This window comes from Rhizobium mesoamericanum STM3625, assembly GCF_000312665.1.
Classification (GTDB): Bacteria; Pseudomonadota; Alphaproteobacteria; order Rhizobiales; family Rhizobiaceae; genus Rhizobium; species Rhizobium mesoamericanum.
On sequence record NZ_HF536773.1, the window covers coordinates 478317 to 496005 of the forward strand.

12 protein-coding genes are annotated in these 17689 nt (G+C 59.4%); 10 read left to right on the top strand and 2 right to left on the bottom strand.

Annotated elements, in window-relative coordinates:
• The 3 genes from BN77_RS22560 (at position 1) to BN77_RS22570 (ending at position 3293) form a co-directional block, all read left to right on the top strand.
• On the top strand, positions 1-1260 hold the full coding sequence (locus BN77_RS22560) for a dihydrolipoamide acetyltransferase family protein (RefSeq protein WP_007536384.1): 1260 nt from the start codon (positions 1-3) through the stop codon (positions 1258-1260).
• A gap of 5 nt (positions 1261-1265) precedes the next feature.
• Positions 1266-2663 carry a dihydrolipoyl dehydrogenase gene (gene lpdA / locus BN77_RS22565; RefSeq protein ID WP_007536386.1) on the top strand — a complete coding sequence of 466 codons (1398 nt, stop codon included), beginning with the start codon at positions 1266-1268 and terminating at the stop codon, positions 2661-2663.
• A 99-nt stretch (positions 2664-2762) separates the two neighbouring features.
• Positions 2763-3293 carry a hypothetical protein gene (locus tag BN77_RS22570; RefSeq protein ID WP_007536387.1) on the top strand — a complete coding sequence of 177 codons (531 nt, stop codon included), beginning with the start codon at positions 2763-2765 and terminating at the stop codon, positions 3291-3293.
• Between the two features lie 42 nt (positions 3294-3335).
• Here BN77_RS22570 and BN77_RS22575 read toward each other — a convergent pair whose 3' ends face one another.
• Together BN77_RS22575 and BN77_RS34960 are read right to left on the bottom strand one after the other, a co-directional pair.
• Positions 3336-4352 (bottom strand): LacI family DNA-binding transcriptional regulator, encoded by a 1017-nt coding sequence (locus tag BN77_RS22575; RefSeq protein ID WP_007536389.1) that lies wholly within the window; start codon positions 4350-4352, stop codon positions 3336-3338.
• Positions 4353-4980: 628 nt separating this feature from the next.
• Positions 4981-5340: a hypothetical protein gene (locus BN77_RS34960; protein ID WP_244426229.1), complete on the bottom strand. Its 360-nt coding sequence runs from the start codon at positions 5338-5340 to the stop codon at positions 4981-4983.
• On the opposite strand from BN77_RS34960, the gene BN77_RS22585 reads away from it, so the two are divergent.
• The 7 genes from BN77_RS22585 (at position 5339) to pcaF (ending at position 17676) form a co-directional block, all read left to right on the top strand.
• Entirely contained in the window at positions 5339-10084 is a 4746-nt protein-coding gene (locus BN77_RS22585) for a DUF4082 domain-containing protein (RefSeq protein ID WP_341872166.1), read from the top strand. The two genes, BN77_RS34960 and BN77_RS22585, sit on opposite strands and share 2 nt — an antisense overlap.
• A 20-nt stretch (positions 10085-10104) precedes the next feature.
• On the top strand, positions 10105-11328 hold the full coding sequence (locus BN77_RS22590) for a GTP-binding protein (protein ID WP_007536397.1): 1224 nt from the start codon (positions 10105-10107) through the stop codon (positions 11326-11328).
• 26 nt (positions 11329-11354) lie between these two features.
• Positions 11355-11663 carry a hypothetical protein gene (locus tag BN77_RS22595; RefSeq protein ID WP_028745703.1) on the top strand — a complete coding sequence of 103 codons (309 nt, stop codon included), beginning with the start codon at positions 11355-11357 and terminating at the stop codon, positions 11661-11663.
• Between the two features lie 38 nt (positions 11664-11701).
• Positions 11702-13846 carry a peptidase domain-containing ABC transporter gene (locus BN77_RS22600; protein ID WP_007536401.1) on the top strand — a complete coding sequence of 715 codons (2145 nt, stop codon included), beginning with the start codon at positions 11702-11704 and terminating at the stop codon, positions 13844-13846.
• A complete protein-coding gene (locus tag BN77_RS22605; RefSeq protein ID WP_007536403.1) occupies positions 13843-15249 on the top strand; it encodes an HlyD family type I secretion periplasmic adaptor subunit in 1407 nt (468 codons plus the stop codon). Before BN77_RS22600 ends, BN77_RS22605 begins: the two co-directional genes overlap by 4 nt.
• A 137-nt stretch (positions 15250-15386) precedes the next feature.
• The gene (locus tag BN77_RS22610) at positions 15387-16280 is read left to right on the top strand and encodes a PaaX family transcriptional regulator C-terminal domain-containing protein (RefSeq protein ID WP_007536405.1); all 894 of its coding nucleotides are present in this window, start codon (positions 15387-15389) and stop codon (positions 16278-16280) included.
• Positions 16281-16470: 190 nt separating this feature from the next.
• Positions 16471-17676: a 3-oxoadipyl-CoA thiolase gene (gene pcaF / locus BN77_RS22615; protein ID WP_007536407.1), complete on the top strand. Its 1206-nt coding sequence runs from the start codon at positions 16471-16473 to the stop codon at positions 17674-17676.
• Positions 17677-17689: the final 13 nt, after the last annotated feature.

Sequence of the window (17689 nt, forward strand, 5' to 3'; positions counted from 1 at the left end):
ATGGGCGAATTCATAATCAAGATGCCCGATGTCGGCGAAGGCGTAGCCGAGGCCGAACTCGTGGAATGGCACGTCAAGGCGGGCGACCCGGTCAAGGAGGACATGGTGATCGCCGCCGTCATGACCGACAAGGCGACGGTCGAGATCCCATCGCCGGTGACTGGGACCGTCATCTGGCTAGGTGCTGAGATCGGCGACAAGATTGCCGTCAAGGCGCCGCTCGTCCGGATTGAGACGAGTGGTGGTGAGGCGAACAATCAGGTCGTCGAAGCGCCTCCTGCCAAGGCGCCCGCGAACGCTCTCGACGGTCCACCCGCCACCCTCGAGCCGGAGATTGCGCCTGCGACGAAGACCGTCAATGTCCAACGACCCGAGGCTCCGGTTCCAGCAGAAAAGCCACTGGCATCACCATCCGTACGGCTCTTTGCACGGGAAAATGGCGTCGATCTACGCCAGCTCAAGGGATCGGGGCCTGCTGGCCGCATCCTTCGCGAGGACGTCGAACAATTCATCGCACGTGGCGACAAGCCCTCTCTTCGACCGGCGATCGAGAAAAAGACCTCGACCGAGGAGGTCAAGCTCACGGGTTTGCGGCGTCGTATCGCCGAAAAGATGTCGCTCTCTACCTCCCGTATTCCGCACATCACCTATGTCGAGGAAGTCGACGTGACGGCATTGGAAGAACTGCGGGCCACGATGAACCGTGACCGCAAGCCGGAGCAACCGAAGCTTACCATTCTGCCCTTTTTGATGCGGACGATCGTGAAGGCGGTCGCCGAACAACCGAATGTGAACGCGACCTTCGACGACGAGAGGGGCATTCTCACCCGCCACGGCGCCGTCCATATCGGCATTGCCACGCAAACGCCCGCCGGGCTGGTGGTCCCGGTGGTGAAAAACGCCGAAGCGCGCGGCATCTGGGAATGTGCGGCCGAGCTGAACCGCCTGGCAGAGGCAGCACGCACCGGCACCGCGACCCGCGACGAGCTCGGCGGCTCAACCATCACCGTCAGTTCGCTTGGCGCCCTTGGTGGTATCGTCTCGACACCTGTCATCAACCATCCGGAAGTCGCGATCGTTGGCGTGAACAAGATTGCCGTGCGACCGGCCTTTGATGGCACGCAGTTCGTACCACGCAAGATGATGAATCTGTCATCGAGTTTCGACCATCGCATCATCGACGGATGGGATGCAGCAACCTTCGTCCAACGTGTCCGGGTTCTTCTCGAAACCCCCGCCCTCATCTTCATCGAAGGCTAGGATCCATGAAAGAGATCGTCTGCAAGCTTCTCGTCATCGGCGCCGGGCCGGGCGGCTACGTCTGCGCCATCAGGGCAGGACAACTCGGCCTCGACACCGTCATCGTTGAAGCCGACAAGCCAGGCGGCACCTGCCTGAACGTCGGCTGCATCCCGTCAAAGGCGTTCATTCACGCTGCCGAGGAATTTGGCGCCACAAGGCAGATGCTCGCCGGCAAGAACGCAATGGGCATCCATGTCGAGGCTGCCTCGATCGACCTTGCAAAAACCGTCAGTTGGAAGGACGGTATCGTTGGCCGGTTGAATGGAGGCGTCTCCGCCCTGCTGCAGAAGGCAAGGGTCAAGATCGTTCATGGCCGCGCAGCCTTCCGCGACGGTAAGACCGTCGAGGTCGAGACCGAAGTGGGCATACAAGTCATTCGCGCCGAAACCGTGGTTATCGCCACAGGCTCCGAACCCGTCGAACTCGCTACACTTCCCTTCGGAGGCCCAGTCATTTCATCCACCGAAGCGCTCTCGCTCGCAAAGCTGCCGAGGAAGCTGGTTGTTATTGGCGGCGGCTATATCGGCCTCGAACTTGGCACGGCCTTCGCCAAGTTGGGCTCGGAGGTAACGGTCATTGAGGCTACGCCGCAGATCCTGCCGCAATATGATGCCGACCTCGTGCGGCCGGTTGCGCGACGGCTTGGCGAACTCGGCATCCGCGTCCTGACGGAAGCCAAGGCGCAAGGCCTCTCGGACGACGGCAATGCCTTGGTGGTCGAGACCTCCGACGGGCAGCAACAACTGCTGCCTGCCGACCGCTTTCTGGTTACTGTCGGACGGCGACCGCGGTTCACCGGATCGGGTATCGAAGAACTCGACCTCGATCGCAACGGGCCGTACCTTCGCATCGACGATCGCTGTCGTACGTCGATGCGGGGCGTTTATGCGATCGGCGACATCACCGGCGAACCGATGCTCGCGCATCGCGCGATGGCACAGGGGGAGATGGTCGCCGAGATCCTGGGCGGCAGGAATCGTGCCTGGGACAAGCGCTGCATTCCGGCGATCTGCTTTACCGATCCGGAAATCGTGACGGCTGGGCTTGGCCCGGATGAGGCACGCGCTCAAGGCTACGCGATCCGCGTTGGACAATTTCCGTTCAGCGCAAATGGCCGCGCGATGACGATGCTGTCGGAGGAAGGCTTCGTTCGTGTTGTCGCGCGCGCTGATACCAATCTCGTCCTTGGCCTGCAAGCCGTCGGGGCCGGCGTTTCCGAGCTCTCGGCCGGCTTTGCGTTGGCAATCGAGATGGGAGCACGCCTTGAGGATCTCGCCGGCACGATCCATGCCCATCCCACGCGCAGCGAGGCTGTCCAGGAAGCAGCTTTGAAGGCGCTCGGGCATGCGCTGCATATCTGACGCCGATTTGAAACAAGATTTGCTGCAATAGAGCAATAGCTGTTTACATGCCGCTTTGTCTGCTAGCTAGCGCTGCAATGAAGACCGGAGCAATTGAGAATGGCCGCTGCATTCTACAAAGACTACATCGCCGACTTGAAAGCCAGGATCGACGACCTTCACGCCAACGCCGACCGCTACCAGACCTACGAGCTTACGATGGAACTTCTGGCACAGAAGAACCTCGTCAGCTACTCCGAAAAGAAGGCCAAAGGACTTCAAGAGGGCTTGTCCTACCGTCGCGACTTCACGACGGGGCAAGCCGTCCAGATGCAGCAGCAAAGTGCCTATCAGCTGTTCAACGGATTTTTCAAGCTCGGCCAGTTCCTGGCCTTTACCGGGCTTGGAGAGAAACCGGGTGCGAAGCAGTTTGCCGAGTCTCTCACGGACAACTGGCAGTACCCGACCTGCGCTGTACACTTCATCTGCCGCCAGAAGGGGCAACCAAAAACAGCATCGACCAGGATGCATTTTGTCGGATTGAATGGAGAGGCAGACGCCGCTGCCTACGAGCAGAAGATTGCTCAGGAAAAGAGCCTCGTGCAGCACCGCCCCTTCTCGTCCGATCTTTTCTGGGAATGGAAGCAATAGTTGCGGACGTGATGTTAGAGATCGGCCAATCCGCTGACCTATTTAGCCGCCCCGGATCGAGCCTCGCCATACCAGCTCGGCATGAAGTCTGATGGACTGCCCCTGACTGGTACTATCATCCTCCGGCTGGGGATGAGAAAGCCATTCGACCGCCTTCGAAGCAATTGCTGAAACCGGTTGGGCGAAGGTTGTCAGATTATAGGAGGACCATGAAGCCTGCTCAATATCGTCAAAGCCGGCGAGGCACAGCTGGTTCGGCACCGAGAGCGCGAACTGGTGGCGGGCGGTGTCCATGAAGCCGCAGGCCAGAAGATCCGTCGCGCAGAAAACCGCGTCGGGGCGTTCGGCGCGCGTCAACATTCGCTGTGCAATGGCTTTCCCGGCTTCATACCCTGTCCAGCCGTGGCGTTCGACAAAAACCTCGATCCCAAGGGCGCTGGCGGCTGCAACGAAACCGCGCTCTCGTGCCATCAGACTGGGCGTTCCCGCTTCCGAATTGGCAAAAGCAAGCCTTCGGCATCCGGCCCTGACAAACGCCGTCACGATACGTCCCGCCGCTTCGTAATCGTCAAGGTTGATCCGCAAAGGGCCGGGCTCCTCGTCGTCGCGATTGATGAGCACAAGCCGCTGCCCGCTGCGCAGGCAAAGTTGCGCGATGGATTTGTCCGGCATTCCCGAGAGGATGATTGAGGCATCGGCACGATAGCGGATCGCCTGGCGAAGCGCGCGATCAACACTCCCGTTCGAGCGATCTGTATTGATAAGCATCGCGACTTTGCCGGCGTTCTGAAGCAGCAGCGTCAACTCACACAGCAGATGAGAGCGATAGGGTGTTGCAACGTCAGACACGATGAGACAGACAATGCCGCTCTCGTTGCGCATAAGACCGCGAGCAAGCTCATTGACATGATAGCCAAGCGCCTCGGCTGCCTCTAATACCCGACGGCGGGTTTCCGCCGATACGCTTGCGCCGGGCGTGAAGGTTCTTGATACCGCCGACCGCGACACGCCTGCCCGCGCGGCGACTTCTTGGGCGCTCGCAAACACCTTTTCAGACACACGCAATCTCCGTTTCAATGCGTTTTGTGCACCTTGCTGCAACAGCGTGCAAGCCGGGTTGCTCTGCATTGCTCATGAAGTTTTTATGACGACGATCGCAAGTTTGCACGCGATTGCAGAGATCGAGCTATCCCTCCGCTTTCAGATCGCTGAAGTCACGTTTCGTGAGCCACGGAAGCTCCCGGTAACTGGCACATGAGCCCGTATGCTCCAACTTCTGCTGCAGCCACGGCTGACCCCGCGACCAAACACTCAGCAACTCGTGAAAGGTGCAGAACTGGAGGATGATCCCGGCGCTGCCCCCGCGCCACACGCGCTAGTAATCCTATCGGGGTATGTTCCACCGCATCGTATACTGCTGATTACTATCGTTTTCTCTCACAGCAAAGGTGACAGGATAGCGTCTCAAGAGATGTGCGCATTGCCATTGAGGGGCGTCTGTAATGTTAAGGATCCGCGTCAAGAACCGCGATTATTTAAGCGCTTACGGTGGCACATCGACTGTTTACAGCGCAGCGACAGCGGGCAGTGCTCTCCTCGTCACCGCGACAGTCGTCACTTCCCCTGGAGACCAGCCAGTTGCCGCTCTCAGCGCTGATGGGTCGGCGACCGGCTCACTCGCGGGATTTCAGACCACGACATCTGCTTTGATGGTTAACGCCACCGCGCCACAAATGTCGCCCGCGGCAGGTGCGGCCTCCCCTCTTGACTCAATCAGCGGCGCCAAATTCGCTTTGGCTGACGCAGCAACGTCGACGCCGACGACCGATTCACAAACGGAAGCAAAACCTCGTACTGTCCTGCCGCCCGACCCCTCCGCGACCATTGTCTCAACGTCCTTAGAGCCCGCTTTGTTGGACGCTCCCACTGCCACAGTGACAGCATCACCCGTCAGCGACACATCGACTACTCCGGTCTTGAGCTTTGCGACGATAAGTACCGCAACAGCAGGGGAAGATAGTTCATCCGCGTCGGCGCCGACGACCATGACAACAACAGCCTCTGCGGCGACCCTGACAACGACGACGACAGCGGCCGCAGTTGCCGTCCCCATTCTGAACATTATCGCCCTTGAAAACATGAAGAAGGGCAACCCAATTAGCGAATGGGGCCTCGATGGCGACGGCGGTGGCACCATTCAGGGCTTTGCAACCGACATCAGCACCGACGTCGGCCAGACGGTCAACTTCAAGATCGCCACAGACTCGACCCACTACCGTATCGACATCTATCGCCTTGGCTACTATGGCGGAGATGGAGCGCGCAAAGTCGCCTCGATCGACAAGTCGCTGACGACGGCGCAAATCCAGCCACACCCGATCGTTGATATGTCGCTTGGTCTGATCGACTGCGGCAACTGGTCGGTTTCGGCAAGCTGGGAGATTCCGGCGGACGCCGTATCCGGTGTTTACATAGCCAAGCTGGTCCGCGAAGACGGCGTCGAGGACGCCAGTATCATTCCGTTTGTTGTGCGCGACGATGCCTCAAAGAGTAACATCGTTTTCCAAACCTCAGATACGACCTGGCAGGCCTACAATGCATGGGGCGGCGCGAGCCTCTATTACGGAGAAGTTCCGGTCGATCCGGCGAACATGATCGGTTACCTGCCGCCCAACTGCAGTTGCGGTTTGACCGCGATCGGTCGTGCATCGGCGATCAGCTACAATCGTCCGATCATTACGAATACCAGCCCTGTCGGTGGCACGCACGACTTCATCTTCGGCGTCGAGCATTCCGCGATTCAGTGGCTCGAGCAGAACGGATATGACGTATCCTACATCTCCGGAGTCGACGCGGCCCGAAATGGCAATCTGTTGCTCAATCACCAGGCTTACCTCTCGGTCGGTCATGACGAATACTGGTCGGCAGAACAACGCGCCAATGTTGAGGCAGCTCGTGACAACGGCGTCAACCTTGCCTTCTGGAGCGGCAATGAGTGCTACTGGAAAGTGCGCTGGGAAAGTAGCATCGACGGCAATGGCCAGGCCTATCGGACAATGGTGTGCTACAAGGAGACTTGGGGAACGAGCACTGATCCGAGCAACATTGGAACTGGCACATGGCGCGATCCGCGCTATGCAGATCCGGGACAGCAGCCGGAGAACTCGCTAACCGGAACGATGTTTACGGTCGACAGTTATCGCTCCGATACGATTACCATTCCTTACGACTATTCGAATCTGCGCTTCTGGCGCAACACCGACGTTGCCAATCTGCAGCCGGGCCAAAGCTACAATCTCGTCCAGAATCTGCTCGGCTATGAATGGGACTCCGACGTTGAAAACGGCTTCAGACCGGCAGGCCTCATCGATCTGTCGCTCTCTTCCGTCGCCGTCAATACGTATCTCCGGGACTATGGCACCACTATTGGCGACGCTGTCGCAAGTCACAGCCTGACAATGTACCGAGCCGCAAGTGGCGCTCTGGTGTTCGGCGCTGGTACCGTCTTCTGGTCATGGGGTCTGAATGACCAGCACCTCGGCGCGCCCACCCCGACCGACCCGAACGTTCAGCAGGCGATGGTCAACATGTTTGCAGACATGGGAATCCTGCCAACGACGCTGGACGCTTCCCTCATCCTCGCGACGCAATCGACCGACAGCCTCAAACCGACATCAACAATTACGTCCCCAATCATCGGCGCAAGCTTTGTTGAAGGCCAGCACGTTACGATCACTGGCACCGCTCAGGACTTCGGCGGGGGCATCATCGCCGGGATCGAGGTATCTACGGACGGCGGGCAGCACTGGTTCAAGGCCACCGGCCGCGAAAACTGGAGCTACAATTGGGTCGTTCAGGCTAGTGGCACCTACACGATCATGTCGCGCGCTGTCGATGACAGCGTGAACATGGAGGCACCATCGGCCGGAAAGCAGGTCACCGTCGTCCTGCCATCGACATCAAGTCTCTGGACGCTGGCGTCCAAGCCGGCGCTCGAGACTGCGATTGACCGCGACGGCGTTGAACTCGGAGTGCGCTTCCAGTCCACGACCGGCGGCTCAATCGAAGGAATTCGTTTCTACAAGGGCTTCTACAACGTCGGAGACCACGCCGTCAGCCTATGGGATTCAAACGGAACGCTGCTTGCAACCGGTGTATCGACGGGCGAATCTCTTTCGGGGTGGCAAACCGTCATGTTTTCCTCGCCCATTCATATCTCGGCTGGAACGACCTATGTCGCCTCCTATCACAGCAATGGCTATTACTCTGTCACCGAGAACTATTTTACCTCGGGGTCAACCTACAGCAACGGCGCGCTGAAGGCAGTCGATGGTGGCGGTGTCTATGCCTATGGCTCGACCAGCACTTTTCCGGGCAACAATCCAGGCGGGTCCAATTACTGGGTCGACGTCGTATTCGACGCAGGCCCGAACAGCGCCCCCGTTGCCACCGATGACAGTGGTTTTACAATCTCGCGCAATGGCACGCTGGCGATTTCCATCGCCTCCCTTGTTGCCAACGACGTCGATCCGAACGGTGACGCGCTCACCATCTCGGCTGTCGGCAATGCCACAAATGGCACCGTCGCGCTCGATGCGCAGACTGGCAATGTCATTTTCACGCCCAACGCGAACTACACGGGTCCGGCGAGTTTCAGCTACACACTTTCTGATGGGCGTGGCGGCACTGACCAAGGTGACGTCAGCCTGACCGTAGACGAGGGACCAGTCGGCCAGACGCTGTTCCAGGCCGGAGAGGGCCCGAGCGGCGCCGGCTTCAACGACCATGCTCCAATGGAACTGGGCATGAAGTTTACCGCCTCGACAAGCGGCACGCTCACCGGCATCCGCTTTTATAAGGCCGCAGGCGATACAGGCTCCCACACCGGCTCGATCTGGGCTGCGGATGGGACCCTGATTGCCACGGTCACATTCACGAGCGAGTCCCTGAGCGGCTGGCAGACAGCAAAGTTCTCCTCGCCAATCCAGATTACTGCCGGAACGACGTACGTTGCCTCCTACCACACCACAGGCAGCTATGTCGCAACCGCCAATTATTTCTCGACGGCTCACACCAGCGGGGCATTAACGGGCTTGTCCAGCAATACCAGTGGTGGAAACGGCGTCTTCTCCAATGGCACAGGCACGACCTTCCCCACATCAAGCTACCAGGCATCGAATTACTGGGTGGACGTCGTCTTTAATCAATCTACGGTCAACAATGCGCCAGTTGCGGCCAATGATAACGGGTTCACCACCTATTCGAACACGGCCCTGTCAATCGCGGCGGCAAGTCTGCTTGTCAACGACACCGATCCTGACGGCGATCAGCTGACAATCACGGGGGCGAACGGTGCAACCAATGGCACTGTTACCTTTGATAGCCAAGCCAACTCCGTCATCTTCACACCAACGACGGGTTATACAGGCGCTGCAAGCTTCAGCTACTCGATTTCCGACGGTCGCGGCGGAACCTCGACTGCAACTGTCTCTCTCAACGTTGCCCAACCCAGCGGCGCGGGCCTGTTCGCAACCTCAGACACGCCGAGCATTGCGGCGAACAGTGACCCCTCCTCTGTGGAATTGGGCGTCAAGTTCATCGCATCTGCGCGTGGCGAGATCACCGGCTTGCGCTACTATAAGAGTGCTCAGGACGTCGGTACCCACGTTGGCTCACTATGGAGCAGCACCGGCCAGCTTCTGGCGACGGCAACCTTCACCAACGAAACGGCAAGCGGCTGGCAAACCATCACTTTCTCGCAGCCGGTGAGCATTTCTGCAGGCACAACCTATGTGGCAAGCTATCATTCGAATGGCTTCTATGCGGCGACGCCCAACTACTTCACGACAAGCCACAGCAACGGTGTGTTGACAGCGCCGTCCAGTTCGGCCAGCGGCGGAAATGGCGTTTACGCATACGGAAGCGGCAGCCTGTTTCCAACTGCGACTTATAATTCGGCCAACTACTGGATCGACGTCCTCTATCAACAGTCGCCGCAAAACACTGTGCCGGTCGCCGTCAATGATACTGGAATTTCCACAGGTGTCGGCACGCCTGTCGTCATCCAGGCATCAAGTCTGCTTGCCAATGACAACGATCCCGACGGAGACCAGATCTCGGTTGCAAGCGTTGGAAACGCGATCAACGGCACGGTGGCCTTCGATAGCCAATCTGGCGCGATCACCTTCACTCCCATGACCGGATACGTCGGCGCAGCAAGCTTTGACTACACGATCAAGGATACCCAAGGAGCATCGGCAACGGCCAATGTCTCGCTCAATGTGACCAACGAGGGGCCCGAGCAGAATGTCTTTGCCGCCGGGACGACGCCTGCGATCGCCTCGGTCAATGACAACAGCCCGGTCAACCTCGGCATGAAGTTCCAATCGGATGCAGCGGGATGGATAACCGGTATCCGTTTCTACAAGAGTGCGGAAAATACCGGGGCCCACACAGGCTACCTCTGGACGGCAAACGGTACGCTGCTCGCAAGCGCGACATTCACAAACGAGAGCGCAAGCGGCTGGCAGTCGGTCAACCTCTCGCAGCAGGTCGCAATCGACGCCGGCACGACCTACGTCGTCTCCTACAGCACGAATGGCAATTACTCGGCAACGGGCAACTACTTCAGTGACACGACGACCAACGGCGATCTGCAGGGCATGTCGTCGGCGCTGAGCGGTGGCAACGGCGTCTATGCATATGGCTCCAGCGGGCTGTTCCCGACGAGCACATACAACAGCACCAACTACTATGTGGACGTGGCATTCAGGCAGCAGCTCGCAGCGTAACAGCGGGTGGGGGAGTATCAATGACAGGCGGCGACATGCGCCTCCCAGTAACGGTTTTGGCGGGTTTCCTAGGCGCGGGAAAGACAACCATCCTCAACCATGTATTGCGTAACCGGGAAGGACGCCGGGTTGCCGTCATCGTCAACGACATGAGCGAGATCAACATTGATGCCGAGCTCGTTCGTGATGGCGACGCCAACCTTTCGCGCACCAATGAAACGCTGGTTGAGCTGACCAACGGCTGCATCTGTTGCACGCTTCGTGACGATCTCTTGAGCGAAGTCCGTCGGTTGGCTGCCGATGGTCGCTTCGACTACCTGCTGATCGAGGGCACCGGGATAGCCGAGCCTCTACCGATCGCCGCCACATTCTCTTTTCACGACGAAAACGGCAGCGCGCTTTGCGATGTCGCGCGGCTGGATACGATGGTCTCCGTCGTCGACGCGGCCAACCTTCTGGCGGATTACTCAAGCGCAGATTTCCTCAGCGATCGTGGCGAAAGCCGGGACACCGATGACGAACGAACCCTCGTCGATCTCCTCGTGGAGCAGATCGAGTTTGCCGACGTGGTCGTGATCAACAAGATTTCGGAGGTCAATTCGGAAACACGCGCGACGGTGCGCCAGATCGTTGCTGCGCTCAATCCCGATGCCCGTGTCATCGAAACGGATTTCGGAGACCTGCCACTTTCCACCATTCTGGATACCGGTCTCTTCAGCGAGGCGAAGTCGGCCCGTCACCCCTATTGGCACAAGGAGCTCTACGGCTGGGGCAATCACGTTCCGGAAACCGAAGAGTACGGCATTTCGAGCTTCGTCTATCGGGCACGCCGTCCTTTCAATCCTACCGCGCTCGATCGCTTTCTCGCGCAACAATGGTCAGGCCTCATTCGCGCCAAGGGACACTTCTGGCTGGCAACGCGTCCGAACGAAATCGGCATGCTTTCGATTGCCGGCACACAGAGGCGCATGGACACCAAGGGATTCTGGTGGGCGAGCGTCTCTAAGGCGTATTGGCCACGCTATCCGCAATTCCGCCAGTTGCTCGACCGTCACTGGGACCCAGTCTGGGGCGATCGACGCCAGGAACTGGTATTCATCGGCGCGGGTATTGATCAGCAAGCCATCAGCACCGCGCTCGACGACTGCCTGATCGGGGAAGAGGCAAGCTTTGACCCCGATCTCGGCAGAAGCCTCACGGACCCGTTCCCGGCTTGGCAGCACACACAGCATCACCATCCATGATCACTCATCAACTCGAGGAGACGACAATGAGCAATGAACTTTATGCAGACGGAATTGGCGAAATCACAGTCACCGGCACCATCGTGCGCATTGATCTGATGTCGCTGTCTGCCACCGAGCGCGATCAGAGCAACAACCCAAAGCCAGTCTTCCGCCAGCGCATCATCATGCCGGTCGATGCATTTGCGAACGCTGTCGACCTCATGCAGAAGGCGCTAAGTGGATTGGTCGAGGCCGGTGCAGTGCGCCGCATCAACGATCTGCCATCAGGCCAGAAGGCTGAAATCATCCAGCCGTCCGGCTCATCGGCAAACGCCTCACCGAATTTCAACTGACCAACAGCTCTTCTTCAACGCAGACACCCGGGTGGGCCATGAGTACATTTTTGCACACCAATCTACACTGCCTTGCTCTCGTCGCGCGCCATCACGGTGTCGATCTGTCACCGGAGCGCTTGCAGCACGACTATGCGGTCGATGAGCGGCCGGTCGAAATCCGGCAGTTGCTGCGCATGGCCAAGGACGCAGGACTGCGCGCACGACAGATTAACCTCTCCTGGACGTCGCTGCTCCAGTTGGGCGAGGCCTTCCCGGTTCTGGCGGAACTCGAAAACGGCAACTGGGTGGTCATTGCCGGCCCCGCCATGGGCGAGGAAGAAGCAAAGATCAGGGTTCTCGACCCGCTGGCCGAGCGCCCTGACTTTATTCTCCTGAACGAGGAGCAGTTCACCAGGTCCTGGCGTGGATCCGTGGTGATGCTGAAGCGAAACTTCGGCATCAATGATGCCGACCAGCCGTTCGGCTTCCGCTGGTTCATTCCCGAGATTATCAAGCAGCGCAGCTTCTTCCGCGATGTTGCCCTTGCCGCCATCGTCCTCTACGGCCTTGGTCTGATGACACCGATCTTCTTCCAGCTCGTCATCGACAAGGTGCTTGTCCATCAAAGTTACGCGACTCTGACCGTCCTGACCATCGGCATCGGGATTGCGCTCGTCTTCGATGCTGCCTTCAGCTTCCTGCGCCGCTATCTCTTGCTCTATGCCACGAACAGGATCGATATCCGCATTGCGACACGCACATTCGGGCATCTGCTCAATCTTCCAATTGCCTTGTTCGAGCAGGCGTCCGCAGGGGTTCTCGTCAAGCATATGCAGCAAACAGGCAGGATTCGCGAATTTTTGACGGGCCGCCTGTTTCTCACCCTTCTCGACGGCGTGTCCTTGCTGGTCTTCATTCCGATCCTTGTTCTCTACAGCGTCAAGCTGACGCTCGTCGTCATCGGCTTTGCCGCGCTTGTCGGCCTCGTCGTCATGCTTCTCGTTGGCCCCTTCCAACGCCGTCTTCAAGCGCTCTACAAGGCCGAAGGCGACCGGCAGGCCCTACTCGTTGAAACCGTCCACGGCATGCGCACCGTCAAGTCGCTTGCGCTTGAACCGCGCCAGCGTCGCGCCTGGGACGACTATTCGGCACAATCGATATCGGTGCGGTTCCGTGTCGAGAAGATATCGACGGCCGCTCAATCCATGACCGGGCTTCTCGAGAAGTTGATGAGTGTCGCCATCATCGGCCTCGGCGCACTCGATGTCTTCAGCGGCGCCATGACGATTGGCGCTCTGGTCGCATTCAACATGCTTGCGGGACGGGTCTCCGGCCCGCTCGTACAGATCGTGACGATGGTGCACGAGTACCAGGAGGTCGCGCTTTCCGTCCGCATGTTGGGCGAGATCATGAACCAGCGCCCGGAACAGGCCGGTCGCGGTCGCGGTATCCGCCCGCATCTCAGAGGCAATATCGAGTTCGACAAGGTGACATTCCGCTACGGACCGGATGGCCCACCAGCACTCGACAATGTCTCCTTCAGCATTCCCGCCGGTTCGGTCTTCGGCGTTGTTGGCAAAAGCGGCTCGGGCAAGACCACGATTACCCGTCTGATCCAGGGCCTCTATCAGAACCAGCAGGGCATCGTCCGGATGGACGGTTATGACAGTCGCGAGATCGATCTCGTGCATCTGCGGACAAGTACCGGCGTCGTGCTTCAGGACAACTTCCTTTTCCGCGGCACCGTGCGCGAAAACATCGCGGCAGCAAAACCGGATGCAAGCATCGAGGAAATCATGGAGGTAGCCCGCATCGCCGGCGCCGAGGAGTTCATCGAGCGGCTTCCGCGTGGTTTCGACACGATGCTCGAGGAAAACGCATCGAACTTGTCAGGCGGTCAGAAACAGCGCTTAGCGATTGCCCGAGCGCTCATCACCGATCCGAAACTCCTGATCCTCGACGAGGCAACGAGCGCGCTCGATCCCGACAGCGAGACAATCATTCGACAGAACCTAAGTCAGATCGCGGCCGGGCGAACGGTGGTGATCGTTTCGCACCGCCTTTCCACGCTCGTCGATGCCGATGCCATTCTCGTCGTCGAACGCGGCAAGATCGCCGATATCGGCAGGCATGATCAGCTGGTGACGCGATGCATGACCTATCGTCACCTATGGTCGCAGCAGATGAGGCAGGTAGCATGAACGCGCGCGCTGAAAAACCAAGAGAGAACCTTCCTGTTCCAACGACGACCCCGCTCACGCAACCAGCCCTCAGACGCTCCTTGCCAGCAGCGATCGCGGAGTTCCAGTCAGATGCCGTGGAACTTGAGGAGCGCGCTCCGCCAAGGGTCGCCCGCATGACGCTCTACGGCATCACCGCGCTAATTGCCGCGGCAATCGTCTGGGCGTCCGTTTCGTCGATCGACGAGGTCGTCGTGGCGCCGGGCAAACTGATCACGACGCAGCCGACGATTGTGGTTCAGCCATTGGAAACATCGATCATACGCACGATCAGCGTCACGGCCGGCGAGATTGTCCAGAAGGGCCAGGTGCTCGCCACGCTTGACGCGACATTCAGCCAGTCTGACGTCGATCAGCAACGGGCAAAGTTCGTAGCACTTGATGCCCAGGTGAAACGCCTGGAGGCCGAGCTTTCCGGCACGGATTACACCCAGACGGCGGGCGGATCGCGCGATGAACTGCTTCAGATGCAGTTGTTCGGGCAGCGGCGCGCCTACTATATGGCACAGTTGCAGAACTACGACCAACAGATCGCGGCTCAGGCGGCGACGATTGCTTCAAGCCGGAACCAAGAGGCGGTCCTTACCAACCGCCGCGAAACGCTGTCACAGATCGAGGGCGCCAGAGAACGGCTCTATAATCGCGAGAGCGGGTCCTTAATAACTCTGCTTGGCTCGCGTGACGCCCGCCTCGATGTAGAGACCAGTCTTTCGGCCGTCCAGGGCAAGGCCGATGAGGCCGAGCACACCTTTGCCAAGCTTAGAGCGGATCGCCAGGCGTTCATCGAGGACTTCCGCCGGGCCGCCATGGAGCAGCTTGTTGACCTGCGCAGCCAACGCGACACTGCTGCACAGGAACTGAAGAAGATGGAGCTTCGCCGTGACATGGTGGCCTTGACGGCGCCGGCCGATGCCGTCGTGCTTGATCTTGCCGCACGTTCCGTCGGCTCGGTGGTTCGCGAGGCCGAGCCTATCGTCACACTGGTTCCTCTCAATGTACCGCTTGAAGCGGAGGTCTCGGTCAATACGCGCGACATCGGTCGCATCACCACGGGCAAGGAGGCGCGGATCAAGTTCGATGCCTATCCATTCCAGAAGTTCGGCACCGCATCTGGAACCGTCCGAACGGTGAGCCGTGACGCGTTCACGCCATCTCAGCAAGAGGCAGCAACCCAGACAACAGCGCCTTATTTCAAAGCGCGGATTCCGTTGGTCGACCCGAAGCTCAAGGGGTCGGACGAGCCCGTGCGACTGCTTCCTGGCATGACCGTTTCTGCAGAGATCATGGTTGGTCGTCGCACCGTCATCTCGTATTTCCTCTACCCCATCCTGCGAGGACTGGATAGCGCAATCCGGGAGCCATGAGACGATCGGAGCCACCATTGGTGGCTTTTGAACAATGGCTTTACGCGATTTCGCCAGGAGCACTCCCACCTCGTGCTGGGGGTGCGGTGGCCTGCTGAATATGATAGATCGCACCGCCACCATCCAAGGAGGAGCCGGTGACGGCAGCGACCAATCATGCAGATGCCCGGGCCAGCCAACTGATCCGACAGATTCTTGCCGAGACTCCGCTCAAGGCTGCCGGCTTTATCGTGACGATCTACGGGGATGTCGTCGAGCCACGTGGAGGTGTTGCCTGGATTGGCAATCTGATCGAGATCTGCGCCCAGGTCGGCATCAGCGAGACCCTCGTTCGCACTGCCGTCTCCAGGCTTGTCGCCGCCGGTCGGCTTTCCGGTGAGAGAGAGGGCCGGCGCAGCTATTACCGGCTGTCGAAATCGGCCGGCAGCGAGTTTGCGGCTGCAGCCCGCATACTGTTTGGCATTCCTCAGGAGGGCAATTGGCAGTTTGTCCACGTCTCCGGGCCCTCCATCGAAGACGACATGCAAACGCTCAAGCGCGCCGGCTACGCTCGCCTTGGCAGCCGCATCGTGGTCGGGCCTGCAAGGCTTCCGGCTGAAGCAGTTCCTGGTCTGATATTTCACGCAGACATGCCCGAGGATCACGACGCCCTTAAGGCCTTTGCCTTGGAATATTGGGACCTGCCTAGCTACGCGCGCGCCTATGAAACATTCCTGGAGCAGTTCGGCCCGTTGTCCGCTCTGGTCGAGATCCCCGGGATTTCACAGGCGACGGCGCTTATAATTCGGCTTCTTCTGGTCCATCGGTATCGCACTGTCCATCTTCACGATCCAAGATTGCCGGCTGCTGCACTACCGGACAACTGGCCGGGCAAAGCGGCGCGACGACTGTTTTCACACCTCTATCTACGGCTCTCGCCCGCAGCGGATGCGTTTGTAGCCCGAACATTCCTGACAGCGTCCGGCCCGCTGCCCGCCTCGACGCCAGCAACCAACATTCGCATTGAAATGCTGACGGACGGGGCCGTCTAGCTCACTGTTTCTGGTACTTTTCAGGCTGGTGTGCGGCTTTTGTGCTAGAATTTTCCTGCGAGTATCAAACATCACACATTTACATAAATTTTCCATTGATCCGTGACATATCACATGCTAAATACATGACCGATCGGTCGGTTAATCAATATTGGTTGATCGTCTCTGCGGGAGCAGGAGGAAATCTCGCATGTCGGAAGCGTTCATCTGCGACGCCGTTCGCACACCCATCGGCCGCTATGGCGGTGCGCTTGCAACGGTGCGCGCGGACGACCTGGCGGCCCTGCCCCTTACTGCCCTGATGCAACGCAACCCTGATGTCGACTGGAGCAAGGTCGACGATCTCATCTACGGCTGCGCCAACCAGGCGGGCGAGGACAACCGCAACGTCGCTCGTATGGCCGTGCTCCTTTCGGGTATGCCCCTTACCGTTCCAGCAACCACCGTCAACCGCCTTTGCGGATCCGGCATGGATGCTGTCGGAATGGCAGCAAGAGCCATCCGCGCCGGCGACTGCGACCTCGTAATCGCTGGCGGCGTGGAAAGCATGAGCCGCGCGCCTTTCGTGATGCCGAAGGCAGACAGCGCCTTTTCCCGTGCCAACGCCGTCTACGACACGACGATCGGCTGGCGCTTCATCAATCCGAAGATGAAGTCTGAGTTCGGCGTCGATTCGATGCCTGAGACAGCCGACAATGTGGCGGCCGATTTCGGCGTCAGCCGCGCCGACCAGGATGCATTCGCGGCCCGCAGCCAGGCGCGTTGGGCGGCTGCCCAGGAAGCGGGCCTGTTTGCTGACGAACTGGTCGCCGTCGAGGTCGCGCAGAAGAAGGGGGATCCGGTGGTCGTCGATCGCGACGAACACCCGCGCGAAGGCACGGCGATCGACCAACTTTCTAAATTGAAGGGCGTCAATGGCCCTAATCTCAGCGTCACAGCAGGCAATGCGTCGGGCGTCAATGACGGTGCAGCAGCTCTTGTCGTTGCGAGCGAGGCAGCTGCAAAGGCTGAGGGTCTGACACCGAAGGCGCGTATCGTGGCGATGGCGGCTGCAGGCGTCGAGCCGCGCATTATGGGCGTCGGTCCAGCACCCGCGGCGCGCCGCGTGCTGGAGCGCGCTGGGCTCTCGATTGGAAAAATGGATGTGATCGAGCTGAACGAGGCATTTGCCGCCCAAGCGCTCGCCGTGCTGCGCGATCTGGACCTCCCTGACGATGCGCCCCATGTCAATCCGAATGGTGGCGCCATCGCCATCGGCCATCCGCTGGGCATGAGCGGCGCCCGACTGGTCACGACGGCAACCTATCAATTGCACCGCCAGGGCGGTCGCTATGCGCTTTGCACGATGTGCATTGGCGTTGGCCAGGGCATCGCAATCATCCTCGAGCGTGTCTGACGCGCGAAGGCAA